9 protein-coding genes are annotated in these 13,612 nt (G+C 59.7%); 6 read left to right on the top strand and 3 right to left on the bottom strand.

Translation table 11 applies throughout. The annotated features are described in order from the left end of the window. Positions 1-5: 5 nt before the first annotated feature. Entirely contained in the window at positions 6-1,946 is a 1,941-nt protein-coding gene (gene asnB, locus QJT82_RS06405; protein WP_028338398.1) for an asparagine synthase (glutamine-hydrolyzing), read from the bottom strand. A 270-nt stretch (positions 1,947-2,216) separates the two neighbouring features. Here asnB and QJT82_RS06400 point away from each other — a divergent pair, with 270 nt between their 5' ends. Beyond that, the gene (locus QJT82_RS06400) at positions 2,217-3,512 is read left to right on the top strand and encodes a glycosyltransferase family 4 protein (RefSeq protein ID WP_245288606.1); all 1,296 of its coding nucleotides are present in this window, start codon (positions 2,217-2,219) and stop codon (positions 3,510-3,512) included. On the opposite strand, the gene QJT82_RS06395 is transcribed toward QJT82_RS06400, so the two are convergent. Both QJT82_RS06395 and QJT82_RS06390 read right to left on the bottom strand, forming a co-directional pair. Further along, entirely contained in the window at positions 3,448-4,683 is a 1,236-nt protein-coding gene (locus QJT82_RS06395) for an acyltransferase (protein ID WP_281446625.1), read from the bottom strand. The genes QJT82_RS06400 and QJT82_RS06395 overlap by 65 nt on opposite strands. 38 nt (positions 4,684-4,721) lie before the next feature. Continuing rightward, positions 4,722-5,870, bottom strand: a complete 1,149-nt coding sequence (locus QJT82_RS06390) for a polysaccharide biosynthesis/export family protein (protein ID WP_348652170.1) — start codon at positions 5,868-5,870, stop codon at positions 4,722-4,724. Positions 5,871-6,418: 548 nt separating this feature from the next. Between QJT82_RS06390 and QJT82_RS06385 the strand changes: the two genes are divergently transcribed. The 5 genes from QJT82_RS06385 (at position 6,419) to QJT82_RS06365 (ending at position 13,608) form a co-directional block, all read left to right on the top strand. After that, positions 6,419-7,843 carry an O-antigen ligase family protein gene (locus tag QJT82_RS06385; protein ID WP_245288607.1) on the top strand — a complete coding sequence of 475 codons (1,425 nt, stop codon included), beginning with the start codon at positions 6,419-6,421 and terminating at the stop codon, positions 7,841-7,843. A 140-nt stretch (positions 7,844-7,983) separates the two neighbouring features. After that, entirely contained in the window at positions 7,984-9,849 is a 1,866-nt protein-coding gene (locus QJT82_RS06380) for a glycoside hydrolase family 55 protein (protein ID WP_245288608.1), read from the top strand. 246 nt (positions 9,850-10,095) lie between these two features. Then, positions 10,096-11,079, top strand: coding sequence for a GNAT family N-acetyltransferase (locus QJT82_RS06375; RefSeq protein ID WP_245288609.1), 984 nt, complete (start codon positions 10,096-10,098; stop codon positions 11,077-11,079). Between the two features lie 121 nt (positions 11,080-11,200). Next, positions 11,201-12,271 (top strand): SDR family oxidoreductase, encoded by a 1,071-nt coding sequence (locus tag QJT82_RS06370; protein WP_028338404.1) that lies wholly within the window; start codon positions 11,201-11,203, stop codon positions 12,269-12,271. Positions 12,272-12,288: 17 nt separating this feature from the next. Next, entirely contained in the window at positions 12,289-13,608 is a 1,320-nt protein-coding gene (locus QJT82_RS06365) for a DUF4910 domain-containing protein (RefSeq protein WP_028338405.1), read from the top strand. The last annotated feature ends 4 nt before the right edge of the window (positions 13,609-13,612 follow it).

Here is a 13,612-nt window from a genome sequence, read left to right as displayed (position 1 = left end):
GCTATTCATGCGTAAACGCCGTTGCGATGGCACCAACGGACAAACGCATAGATGGACCAGACTCGCGACCAGTACATGCCTGGCGCTCCGTCGAGAAAGGCTCGCCAAAGTCGCTCGACCGCGGTGGGATCTAGGCCCGTAGGTGCGATCGCCTGCGGATCGCGCATGGACCGATCCATGGCGTCCTTCAATCCGCGGCGAATCCACCGGTCAAAGGGCATGACGAAGCCGGTCTTTGGGCGCTCGAAGAGCGCAGGATCGAGCCCGCGCAATCCGATCCGTCGAAGCATATTTTTGCGGCCCAACGGGTGATATCGCGCCCGGTCCGGCAGGGCGTCGACGCTTTCAAACAATACGTGGTCGACCAACGGAACGCGCTGCTCGAGCGAACTAGCCATGCTTGCTGCATCATTGTCGCGCAGGAGGCGTTCACCTAAGAAGAGACGTTGTTCCATCACGCTAATGGCGGAAACAGCGGTACGGCCTGCCGTTTCGGCCATCAGCCGCCGGCGCATCGCGTCGGGAAGGCCGTCCACAATCGTGCCCGCGAAATCCGGTGCAAGCAATTCATCCTGAAATCCAGGCAGGAAGAGCGCGTAGGCCATCTGGTATAACGCCAGCAAATCCTCGCTACGATCGACCATATCCGGAAGCTTCGCCCAGCGCGTTTGAGGCGGCACGGGATGCGAGGATCGTCGCAGGGGCCATGTCAACAAAGATGCAGCCGTGGCCTGCCATTTTCTGGGAAATGCGCGGCCCCGATGACACCACTGCTGCAAGATCGGAAGATCGCGATAAGTCGGATACCCGCCGAACAACTCGTCGCCCCCCGTTCCCGACAGCGCGACGGTGAAGCCTGCTTCGCGGATAGCCCGGGAGATGAAATAGGCGTTCAGTCCATCGAACGTTGGCTGGTCGAGACTATCGAGGGCGTCGTCCAGACTGTCGACGAACCGCTGCTCGGACAACATCACTTCATGATGCTGAGTGCCGATTGCCGCAGCGGTCTGCCTCGCGAACGGCGCTTCGTTGAACTGCTGGTCCTCGAACGCGAGCGTGAAAGTATGAACAGGGGCGTCAGCGGTCCGTTGTGCGAGATTCGCCATCGCGGAGGAATCGATGCCGCCCGACAGGAAAACCGCGAGCGGCACATCACTGGCGAGGTGAAGCTTCATCCCTTCTTCGAGGATCGAGGCAAGCGTCGCTTCGTCCATCGTCGGTTTCGGCGACTCTCCGGGGATGCGCCAGAAATCGTGCTCGCCTATTTTACGGCCTGTCCCGTCAAACTCGGCGTAGTGACCCGGCGCAAGAAGTTCAACGCCCTGAACGGCGGTGCAAGGGCCGACAACAAAGCCGTTCCATACGCTGCTCGCAACCGCTTGCGGATCAAGACGCGGCGTTCCGAGCAAGCCCGAGGCCAGCAATGCACGCAGTTCGGATGCAAATATCAGCGACCAGGTCGTGTTCGGATTGCTGGACCGTGCGATATAGAGCGGCTTGATGCCGAGCTGGTCGCGCGCAAGCAGAAGTCGTCGCTGTTGCGGATCCCAGCTTGCAAATGCGAACATGCCGCGCAGCCATCCGACTGCCTCCAGGCCATGCAGGCCGAGTGCCCGCAACATGACGGCGGTGTCGCCGCTGGACCGAAAGGATTGCCCTTCGCTCTCGAGGCGTTTGCGTAGGGCGACATAGTTGTAGATTTCGCCGTTGAACGAAATCACGTGCCCGGTTGTATCGTCCACCATCGGTTGGGCGCCGGCGGACGACAGGTCGAGGATCGAGAGGCGGCGGTGATCAAGCATGACACCCCAGCCGCGGGCATCCGGCGTTGAAGTCCACGAGCCGTGGCCGTCCGGCCCGCGATGGATCATGGCCTTGCTCATCCGAGCGAGCGCGGCCCGGTTGTTTTCGTCAAGCCGGCCGATGATACCCGAGATACCGCACATTCAATCGTCGCCTTTGCGGCTTGAGCTTGAGCTGGCCCGCACCAGGTAACGTTGCGGAGAACCTACCAAGACTGCTTCGGCAATGCTTCTACGTCGAAAATCCAAGCGGATAAATGGATACGCCGCCTTTCTATCATTGTTTCGTTAAGAGGAGCGAGGCAACTATTAACGCAACCCCCCGGCTTAAGCATTGAGTAAGCCGAGCTGTGTGAATGTGGGCCCCAGCGAGCATCTCAGTACCTGTCGATGTCGGCAGGCAGGTTTGGATCGATGCACTCAGACCGCCTAAATGTTCTCTTCGTGTCGCAGATGCCTGCGAGCCCACCGCGCATCGGCGCGCAGGCGCGCATGCACGGTCTGATGACGGAATTAGCTCAGCGCCATGACCTGACGGCAGTCATGCTCGTGGATGACGAGCACGACATCGAGGAATGCCGAACTGCCATGCAGGCCTACTGCCGCAAGGTGGTGCTCGTGCGTAACCCGTTTGGTCGCGATGGGATGCCGAAGCGCCTGCTTCAACTGCGCTCCCTGGTATCGCCCCTCAGCTTCGAGCGTTTGCGAATCACGGCAGACGTAGTGCGGCAGACGCTGGACGACTTGCTTGGGTCGACGCGCTTCGACGTGGTTAATCTCGAGTTCACGTTCCTTGGTCACTACGCGCTGCGCAAGGCGCCGGCAGGAGAGAAGCTTCCGGTATTGGTCGTGGATTCTCACAACATCGACTACGACCTTGCCCGTCAGTACGCCCAAAGCGGCGACAGCCTGTTTCGTCGCCTCTATTCCGAAGTCAACTGGCGCAAGCTTCGGAGGGAGGAGCTCGGGACCTATCGTGACGCAGATGGTGTCTATCTGTGCAGCGCTGCCGACGAACGACGGCTGCTTGAAGAAGTACCGGAAGCCAGGACCGCCGTCATCCCCAATGCCGCGGATATCGAGTTCTATCGCCCGCGTGCCGACGATCCGAAGCCCGACGGACGCACCGTCGTATTCTTCGGCCTCTTGTCGTATGCACCGAATGTCGACGGTGTCATCCACTTCGTCAACGATATATGGCCGCGGATCGCGGCCAGCCATCCAGATGCGCGTTGCAAGATCATTGGTGGTTCGCCGCCACCTGCCTTGTTGGCGCTGGCAGGGCCCCGAATCGAGTTCACCGGGTTCGTGCCGGATCTGAGACCGCATCTTGCCGAGGCGGCAGCCGTCGTCGTCCCTTTGCGATTGGGAGGCGGGACACGGCTCAAGATTGTCGAGGCTATGGCGATGGGCAAGGCAATCGTCTCGACAACCCTGGGCGCGGAGGGGATCGAGGCCGTGCCGGACCACGACATCATGATCGCGGACGATGTCGAGAGCTTTGCCGCCCGCGTCAGCGGCTTGCTGGGTGATGCCGATCGCGCTGCGGATCTCGGACGTTCAGCAAGGCATTTGGCCGAAAGCAAGTATGCCTGGAGTTCAGCAGCTCGCGCTCTCGAGAGCTTCTACCGTACGAGGCTCGCCGTCAGTTGCGGTACGGATGGGGAGGCGCCAGCGCGTCGCCAGCAGCAACGGGGCGTCGAGCGTTGAAGAACCGCTTCAGTTCCAAGAAACGCTTTTCGACGAACTCATAGCTCAGATAAGCGATTAGCAGCGAGACGAGCGCGCCCGCTGTCGCCTGTATTGCCACGGCTGCGCTGTGAGAGCCAAGCCATTCGCCGAGTGCCAGCTCGGTTCGATGAGTCACGAGATAGTACGATATGAAGTGATGGTAGACGTACAGGCCGTAGCTATAGGTCCCGAGAAACATCAGTGGTCGGCTGCAGAAAAGGCGCGATACCAAGGAATGCTTTGGGACAACGAGCACCCAGATCAGGAGACAAGCCAACAGCACAGTGATGATGGAAGACCGAACCGGAAGGACGAAAGCGTTACCTTGGTCGGTCACCAGGCGCGTCCAGATGAAAGTCAGGGAAAGCAAGGCAAATGCAGTGGTCGCAACGTATGGAAGGGCACCCACAAGTCGCCGAAGTCCGCCCGGTTGTCGGACGACCACGGCGAGAAAGGCGCCGAGGGCCAGACCGTCGAGGCGAAACGGTGTCAACACATAGGTTGTCCACCAGCTAAGTCCCGCCAAGGAGCCGCCCAGGCGAGCGAGCATCGCAGCGACCGATAGGCCAAGGCTGACCGCAATCAACTTTCTCGGTTGCTTTGCGACCAGATATACGACGAGCGGCCAGAAGAAATAGAAATGCTCCTCGATGCAAAGCGACCAGAGGTGCTCCAGATACGAGAATGACCAGTCACCGTTCCATGCGATGTAGACGTTGACTCCGTACAGCCAGGCCCAGGCCTGACGATCTACCAGATAGTCGAGGGTCGGACCACGCAGCGGGCTCAAAAGCGGAGCGACGAAGAAGACAAGCGCGAGCACGCCATAGTAGAGCGGAAAAATGCGCAGAACTCGCCGTATGTAGAAATTGCGAAAGAAGCTGGGATCCTCCCGTGAATCATAGAGGATTCCGGTGATGAGAAAGCCGGACAGGACGAAGAACAACTCGACGCCGTAGGAGCCGTAGTTGGTGATTCCGACGACGATTTTCTCGACAGCGTTGGTCGGCAACGTATTGCCGACGAAGTGCAGTAGCATCACCATCACGATGGCAAGTCCGCGCACGCCGTCGAGCGCAGGAATGTGTCCCTGAAGGCGAGGCCACCGATCGCGGGCAGTTACGTCGGCGGATTCGGTTGCCGGCAGCATACTTGCCGCGGGAGCCGATTCCGCCAGGCCAATTGTTGTCATCGGGACGACGTAACGATGGTTGTCGCGCCGGAGATGCTGCCGTTGGCGAGTCCCTTCAGCGTGTAGGCATCGATCCCGGCGACGATTGGATCGCTCACGGTGCCGATGATCAACCGAAGGTAAGTCATGAACTTTGTCGCTTCGACAGAATTTGCATTGGACGCGAAGATGACATCTTTATTCCGCATCTCGAATTCTGTCGCGATGAAGTAGCCGCCGGGATCTCTCAAATCGAGAATATAGATAACGGGGACAAGGGGCCCACTATAGCGAGTGCAGTCGACGCCGAGCTGCTTGGCAACTTCGCGTGGTTCTCCTCGGTAGATAAACACGGACCCAGGGTCGGCGTGATCATCCTTAAGGCCGCCCGCCTTCGCCATGGCCTCGGCGAGTGTCAGGCGCCAGGCCCCAAACGAGAACTGCCCCTGTTGCCCGGAAGCGCCCATCGCAAGGAAGGTTTGCGGCTGCGTGAATACGTACACCGTATCTTGGGGGCGAACGAAGATGTTGTTTGCCGGTTGGCTGAGCAGCGATCCGAACGGTGCGGTACCCTGCCGTCCGTCGCGTTCGAGAGTCACCCAGGTATCGAAGCCGGGATTCTTGGGGCCGCCCGCGCGCGTGATGATGTCGAGCAGCCGCTCGCCGCTGGCGCTTGCAGGCAAGCGTGCAGGCGTTCCGACCTCGCCCAATACGCTGATCGAGGTTGCCTTCTGATCCACCAGCGCAACCACTGCCTGTGGTTCGATCGCACGGTCCTGCAGGGACTTCACGATCGCATTCTGGACTTCCTCCGGCGTCCGGCCCGCAGCGCGGATCGAGCCCCCATACGGAACCGTGATGTTGCCTTTGTAATTCACGGCCTGATTGGGCAACGTGACATAATTGCCCTGACGCGTGCCGGCTTCGGTTGGAGTAAACAGGCCACCGGCCATCGATTCAAACAGCGTCACGCTGACCGTGTCGCCGATGCCAAAGCGAATCTCGGGCGGGCCGCGGCGATCCGTGAAAACGCGGTCGATCCGCCTCGAGTTGCGCACCAGGACCCTCTCGGTGTCAGCTGTCAGGCGCACCAAGGCATAGTGCACGCTTTCAGGGTCGGTCTGCCCCGCGCGGACATAGGAGCTTGCCGGTCCCGAGGTCGGCATGGTCGAGCAGCCAGCAAGCGCGATTGTCGCTGTGATGACCAGAGCGCCCAACAGGCGGCCACTGAGACGCGAGGATTTGCCAGGCGAATGCGCCGGCGCCACTTCACGAGTGGTCAGGCACGGCGTTCGTTGACTACTCTTGCCTGCACTTCTCGGCACGACATTGGACCCTGGTTAACGAAGATTAACGAACGCAGTCTTGGTAAACGCCGGTCTCGTCTTCGCGCTCGCTTGCACGCCGCTTGCGGTCGTCGCCGTTCGGCATCGACCGCCGTATTGCCGGACACAGGCTCGGAAGAAATTTGCGCGAGTAAACATGTACTTACGCGGCATCCACAATTTCCCGGAATATTAAGCGACCAAGCGAAACAGCCCGCCCTGTGCGCCACGCTAGGGGACAAGCGTTAACGAAGCGTTCACTATAAAAATTCAGGAAAGATTGACTTATCGTTGGTGTTCGGAGTCGTGTCTGAGTACGTGTTGGCGCGAGTGCCATTGAGAAGCTGATCGTATCGCCGCGCGGCCCCGCGATCGGGCAAGGCAGGCGATTGACGATCAGCGTGCTGCTTTGGCGACTGGAGTTGACGGGCCCGAGCATGCACGAAGCCGTATTGCGTTCTCAGCGACCAGGCTTGGCGGCTCCGTCCGGCCGGGTAATCGACAGATACGCGATCATTCCGCTGCTGGCCTGCGTCTACGCCACGATTGCCTTTCCCCTGATCCTCGTGACCTGTAGTCCGACGGACTCGGCTTGTCTTTTGGAAGCTCGTCCAGAGAGCAAAATCTTTTGGCCGATCCTGTCCGCTGTCGCGCTCGTCGTTGCGCTGCGCAATCGGTCGCGACTTCGCTTTCCGCCGATCCTGATCATACTGTTCGCCTATCTTGCGCTGGCGGGGGCGAGCGTTGCCTGGGCATTCAAGCCGGAGACTTCGCTGATCAGATTTATGCAGCAGGCCATGATCATTGCCTCGATCGCGCTCCCGGCGATCGTTGCAACTCGATCGACCGACCTGCTGCGCGGCTTGTTCTGGTGTTTCTTTATCGCTGCCGTGCTGAACATGCTGTTCGTCATGGGCCGGCCGCCGATCGATGTGAAGTTCGCCACATGGGGCTACCCGGGCTATTTCTCGGGCAAGAACTATCTAGGTGAATGCGCTGCCGTTGCATTCCTGCTTGCGCTCCATGAACTGCTTCATTCCGGACGACGACGGATTCTCGGCATCGTTACCGCACTGATGTCTGTTGCGCTGCTGCTGCTGAGCAATTCAAAGACGGCGCTTGCTCTTGCGGTGCTTGTCCCGGTGTTTGCCTGGACCTTGCTCAAGCTTTCCAGGGCTACCCGTGTTCCGGTGTGGGTGATTGTCGTATCGATACCGATTTGCTGGATGGTTTTTTCGTTCGTCACCGGATTCAGCATGAATCGCGTGTCGTACATGCTGTACGGCGATTCGACTTTCACGGGCCGTACCATCATTTGGGATTTTGCAAATATGCAAATCGCAAAGAAGCCGTTGCTGGGCTGGGGTTATCAGTCGTTCTGGCTGGTTGGGCCCGATGCGCCGAGCATCGTGGAAGCGCCGGGCTGGGTCAAGGAGATGCCCAACGCCCACAATGGGTATGAAGACACATTGCTTGAACTAGGTTATGTGGGATTTTTCCTGCTTGTCGCGTTCATCCTTGCGACGATACACGGCATTGGTCGCCTGGCGCGGTTTGATCTTTCGCGGGCATGGATCCTGCTGTCGATCGTTCTCTACGTTGCCATCACGAACGGTCTCGAGAGCACGTGGATGCGCGGCTTCGAAATGCTGTGGGTCGTGTTCGTTATAGCCGCGGTTGAAGCTGCCAGATATTGGAGGCAGGCGCGTCCCGCGGCAAATTCGGCGATAGCCGGGCGTCCAGCAATGCGGCGCATCCACGGACCGCGGTTCAGGCCGCCGTCCACTCCCGTCAATGCCGTGAGGTCACGCTAGCAGGCGCGAAGCCAGTCGGTTCGGCGCTGCAAGTCAGAGGATGCATGTTCAACCGGAAGGTCATCGCGACGCGGCGCAACCCTGGTCACCAGACGCTGCGAACGGCCCTGCGACGGCCTTGGCGGTGCTTGGCTGCAACGATGATCTTCGTTGCATGCTCAAGCCATTCGTCCGCAATTGCTCTCGACTCGATGGAAATACTGCCCTCAGATCGCGCGACGACCTGGCAACCCGGCCTGATGGCCGAGGGTGGGATACCCTCCCGAAAAACCATCTGCGCGACGCTGTCGCCTCGTGGCGGCACACTCGATGATGCTGCGGCAATCCAGGGCGCAATCAACGCATGTCCGGTAGGGCAGGTCGTGCAACTGGCGGCGGGACGGTTTCTGATAAATGGCGGCAATTTCCTGCTGCTCAACAAGGCAATCACGCTGCGCGGCTCCGGTCCGGGCCGGACGATGCTCGAAAAGCAAGATGGCGCAAAACCTTTCAATGACGCAGTCGGTGCCAAGCCGTCTCCGCTGGTCGTGGTGGGCCCGTCGCTTTTTTCCAGTACGAGCGATACGGTCAATGCCGTGCGATCGGCGAACCTTCGGAATGACGCCACCAAGGGCGAAAAAACGATCGAGGTCGACGACGCTGCGGGCTTTGTGCCTGGACAGATCGTGCTGCTCGACGAGGCGTCGGCCGCTGATTGGCGTGTCGACCCTCAGGGGCGAGGGGAGATCTGGGCGTCGGAAGATTTCAGGGTTGTCTGGCAAAAGCACAAGCCTGCAATTCAGTATGTCGATGACTTTGCACCCGATGCGTTTCCGTCGACGCCGCAAAGCGCTGGATCGTGGTTCGGGAGACCTGATCGGCCTGTTGCCGAGGTCAAGGAGATCAGCACCGTCTCCGGTTCCAGGATCACGTTCACGACTCCAATCCACATCAGCTATCGGAAAGCAAACGCCGCTCAACTGTCGCGATTCGCGCAGCCGCATGTGAAACACGCGGGCGTCGAAGATCTGGCGCTCAAGGGGGGCGACGCGGGCAATCTTCGCTTCAATTGGGCTGCATCTTCGTGGGCGAAAAACGTCGACAATTCGGTTTGGCACGGCGAAGGCTTTGCAGTTCACAGCTCCTTCCGCGTCGAACTGCGCGAGTTCTACGTGCACGACGCAGCCTGGGCTCAACCCGGCGGAGGCGGATATGCCATTAGCCTTTCCGCCGGATCGTCGGAAGTTCTGATCGAGAATGGAATTGCCGTGAGGGCCAACAAGCTGGTGGTGGCGCGCTCCGCCGGGGCCGGCTCGGTGGTCGGCTATAACTACATGGACATGGGCTACATCAACACGAATGGAGCCTGGATCGAAACCGGGCTCAACGCCAGCCACATGGTGGGCGCCCATCACGTTCTGTTCGAGGGCAACTACGCCCAGAACGCCGACAGCGACGACACTCACGGTAACAGCATCTATCACACGTTTTTCCGCAACTATCTGCGTGGCGTCCGGGCAGCGTTCGACAATCAGGCGGGCGGGACGATCGATGATATGTCGCAGCCCCGCAATGGGCCGCGGCGCGCCGCCGGCCTGATGGCGTATTCCTACTGGATGTCTTTCATTGGAAATGTGCTCGGGATTCCCGGTCAGATGGGCGGCTGGTCGTACGAAACTCGGTTTACCGACGCAAAGCCCGGCGTCTGGATGCTCGGCTGGGACGCCGTGAAGCCATATCCGACGGACGCAAAGGTTGCGATGTCCACGATTCGATATGGCAATTTTGATTACCTCACCAACAAAACGCACTGGGATTCCGGAAGCGGGGATCGCGCCTTGCCTGCTTCCATGTACCTCGCAGGCCGTCCCGCGTTCTTCGACGCCGGGCGCGGATACGATTGGCCTTGGGTGGACCCGGTCGGAGAGACGAAGCTTCATGTGCTTCCAGCCAAGGCGCGCTATGACGCCGGCACGCCGTTCGTGCAGCCGAATTTGGATGGATCGGCACGCAAAAGTCCGCAGTGAATACGTATCGCGTGACAATGATTAAACATGTTTCGAACAGGCGCAGCATTGCGTCAATGCGTCATCTGACCGGCGACGAGCTCAGAGGCTAACTAGGCCAGCGCCCCGATTCAAATGCTGCAGACGTCGTTAACTACAATAGAAGCTAAGGCCTTCTGATCCGCGCGGACGTTGGGCATTTCTGCACGTTTTGGTTTAATCAGATTGCCGTTTCGCTATCCGGTTAGTCTCCGGAAGAGGAATTTGATGCGCAAATCGGTCTTTCACGAGGATTGGTGGCTGGATGCGCTGGCTCCCGGTAGCTGGCGCGAAGTCACTTGTTCGCGTGGCGGGCGCGTCGTGGGTTCTCTCCGGTTCGTCACGCGAACTGAAGGCGGGATGAGCATCTGCGAGATGCCTCAAATCACACGCTTTCTCGGACCGACAGTCACGCTGCAGTCCGGCAAGACGGAAGCGCGCATGCGGTTGGCGCATGCGGTCATCACTGATCTGCTCAAGCAGGTCGCGGATTTCGATCACGTCGAGATGACGCTCGATACCGGGTTCAGCGATGTCGCCGCGTTCCTCGCGTGCGGCTACGAGGTGCGCGCGCATCCGACTTTCATGCTGAAATGCACGAGCCCCCGAGACGAGCTCTGGTCGGGATTGCGCGACAAGACGAAGAACGTGATACGACGCGCGCGGGAACGGCTCGTCATTCGCGAAGTCACGTCCGCAAAATACTTCGTGAAGTACTACCGGGCCAACCTGGAGGGCGCGAAGTCGTATTTCGACCTCTCGCGATTGGAAGCTGTCTATGCCGCCGCGAGCGAGCGACAGCAATGCAAGATCCTGGCGGCGGTGGACTCGAACAACAACGTTCACGCCCAGGTCTTCTTCGTCTGGGACCACAAGTTCGTGCACTATTTCCTGTCGTCGCGGGATAGGAGCATTGCGCATCCAGGCGCGGTAAGTCTGCTCCTCTGGAGTGGCATCGAGCTGGCGCACGAGCGGGGCCTACATTTCGATTTCGATGGCGGAATTGAAAACGAGGCGCGATACAAGTTCGTTGTGGCGTTCGGCGGAGAACTGGCCAATCGCTTCGACGTCAGCCGTTCCACCATTCGTTACCGGCTTCACCGGCAACTACGCAGAGTTCCCCAAGCGCTGCTGCGGCGTCTCTCGGCTGGCGCCGCTGCCAGCGACGTCAACGATCATGGCGTGCGGCTCAACCATTTCCCGTCGTCTTGAGCGGATCGCTCCCGCAATTTCAATGCGCGCCATTAACTAAGGTTTTACAAAGACGTGCATCAGCGAGCGATTCTGAAATAAGTAGGGGGGATAGAAGCAGAATTAATTTGGAGGCGTTAAGATGCGCGTTCTCGTGAGCGGACATCTCGGCTACATCGGAACAGTGCTCACCCCGATGCTACGGCGCGCCGGGCACGAAGTCGTGGGCCTCGACAGCGATCTGTACTCTCGCTGCACATTTGCAGAGGGTGGGTCGATCGTGGATGTGCCGGCCATCCGCAAGGACACGCGAGACGTAGAACTTACCGATCTGAAGGCTTTCGACGCGGTCCTGCATCTTGCCGCGCTGTCGAACGATCCGCTCGGCAATCTGAGACCCGGCCTTACCGACCAGATCAATCATGTGGCCAGCGTGCGCCTCGCGCAACTGGCCAAGCAAGCCGGTGTGCGACGGTTCGTGTTCGCGTCCTCCTGCAGCAACTACGGCAAGGCGGGCGACGGAATGATCGACGAAACCGGAGCGCTCAACCCGGTGACTGCCTATGGCGAATCCAAGGTGCAGTCGGAGCGCGATATCGCCGGCCTCGCCGGTGACGGGTTTTGCCCGGTCTACCTGCGACCCGCAACGGCTTACGGCGTATCTCCCCGGCTCCGATTCGATGTCGTGCTGAACAATCTTGTTGCCTGGGCGGTGACAACGCGAAAGATCTTCTTGAAATCGGACGGCACGCCCTGGCGGCCCATCGTTCACATCGAGGACATCTCTCGCGCCTTCATCGCGGCGATGGAAGCTCCCGAGGCGGCGGTGTTCAATGAGGCTTTCAACGTCGGCCAGACGGCGCACAACTACCAGATTCGCGATCTCGCGAAGATCGTCGCCGATGTTGTCCCAGGCTGTCAGATCGAATTTGCAGATGGCGCCGGTCCCGACACGCGGTCCTATCGCGTGAGCTTCGAAAAGATCCGAACCCGGCTGCCGGAGTTCAAGCCGCAATGGGATGCGAAGATGGGCGCGGAACAGCTCTATAAGGCCTACCGGGCCTCGGGCATCACGCTCGAAGAGTTCGAAGGTCCCCGGTATCAGCGTATCAGCCACGTCAACAAGTTGCTGGCGGACGGTGTGCTCGATGCGGATCTCCGCCATGTAACGTCGAGGCAGAGTGCCGGGCAATCGGCTCTCGTCGCGAACTAATACACGTGCCGATCGATTTGACACACCAGGAGGACGGCGTGTCGGCGGCAGACGATCTCACAAGTTCAGGCGCAAAAATCTTTGCGCTTGCCCAAAGGATCTACCCGATCTGCCGCAGCATCACCGGTAATGGTGTGCGGCAGACCCTTCGGGAGATCGGCGCGCATATCTCGCTTGATGTCCACGAGGTGCCGACCGGCACACCCGTTCTCGACTGGGTCGTGCCGCGCGAGTGGAACATCCGGGACGCGTACATCAAGGACCCGCGGGGCCGGAAGGTCATCGATTTCAACGAATCGAACCTGCATGTGATGAGCTACAGCGTGCCGGTGTGTCGCACCATGTCGCTGGACGAGCTTAAGCCTCACATCTTCACATTGCCCGATCAGCCTGACCTTGTCCCTTACCGAACGTCTTACTACCAGGAGAACTGGGCTTTCTGCATGGCCCACCGACAGTTGGAGCAACTGCGGGACGATAGCTACGAGGTCGTGATCGACTCGACCCTCGCCGACGGGCATTTGACCTATGGTGAGTATTTTCACCGGGGAGAGTCAGACGACGAGGTGCTTCTGTCGGCGCATGTCTGCCATCCCTCGCTCGCCAATGACAACTGTTCCGGCCTGGCCCTGCTTGCGGAGCTCGCGAGCCGCGTCTCCCAGATGCGAACGCGATACAGCTATCGGTTTCTCTTTGCGCCAGGAACGATTGGGGCGGTCACCTGGCTTGCCCGCAACGAGCATCGTGTGTCTCGCATCAAGCATGGCCTCGTGGTATCGATGGTCGGCGACGGCGCCGGCCCGACATACAAGAAGAGCAGGCAGGGCGATGCTGAAATCGACCTTGCGATGATGCACACGCTGCAGCATTGCAAGCTGACGCCGACGATATTGGAGTTTTCGCCCTACGGCTATGATGAGCGGCAATACTGTTCGCCTGGGTTCAACCTGCCGGTGGGATTGTTCCAGCGTAGCCGCTTCGGTGCTATCCCCCAGTATCACACCTCGGCCGACGACCTGAGCTTCATTCGGCCGGAGCACCTCGGGGAATCCTTTCGCATCATTTCCGAAGTCATCGACCTGCTTGAAGGCAACCGCAGCTACTATAACACGTCGCCGAAGGGCGAACCGCAGCTGGGTAAGCGCGGACTCTATGGTGCGATCGGCGGCGACAAGGACGCCGCCGCAGCCAACATGGCGATGCTGTGGATTTTAAACCTGTCCGATGGACACCATTCACTGCTTGATATCGCCAAGCGTGCCGACCTGCCGTTCCCGGTCATTCTGAAGACGGCAAAGGTGCTCGAGCGTCACGGGCTCCTCGCGCCCGTGCGGTAAGCGC

It is taken from the genome of Bradyrhizobium sp. Mp19, assembly GCF_029952935.1.
Classification (GTDB): domain Bacteria; phylum Pseudomonadota; class Alphaproteobacteria; order Rhizobiales; family Xanthobacteraceae; genus Bradyrhizobium; species Bradyrhizobium elkanii.
This window is presented reverse-complemented; position numbering and strand designations above follow the sequence as displayed.

Excerpts from the sequence above, each read along its gene's own strand:
- QJT82_RS06400 (WP_245288606.1), top strand. The coding sequence starts at position 2,217 with ATGCACTCAGACCGCCTAAATGTTCTCTTCGTGTCGCAGATGCCTGCG.
- asnB (WP_028338398.1), bottom strand. The coding sequence starts at position 1,946 with ATGTGCGGTATCTCGGGTATCATCGGCCGGCTTGACGAAAACAACCGG.
- QJT82_RS06370 (WP_028338404.1), top strand. The coding sequence starts at position 11,201 with ATGCGCGTTCTCGTGAGCGGACATCTCGGCTACATCGGAACAGTGCTC.
- QJT82_RS06390 (WP_348652170.1), bottom strand. The coding sequence starts at position 5,870 with ATGCCGACCTCGGGACCGGCAAGCTCCTATGTCCGCGCGGGGCAGACC.
- QJT82_RS06380 (WP_245288608.1), top strand. The coding sequence starts at position 7,984 with ATGATCTTCGTTGCATGCTCAAGCCATTCGTCCGCAATTGCTCTCGAC.
- QJT82_RS06395 (WP_281446625.1), bottom strand. The coding sequence starts at position 4,683 with ATGCTGCCGGCAACCGAATCCGCCGACGTAACTGCCCGCGATCGGTGG.
- QJT82_RS06375 (WP_245288609.1), top strand. The coding sequence starts at position 10,096 with ATGCGCAAATCGGTCTTTCACGAGGATTGGTGGCTGGATGCGCTGGCT.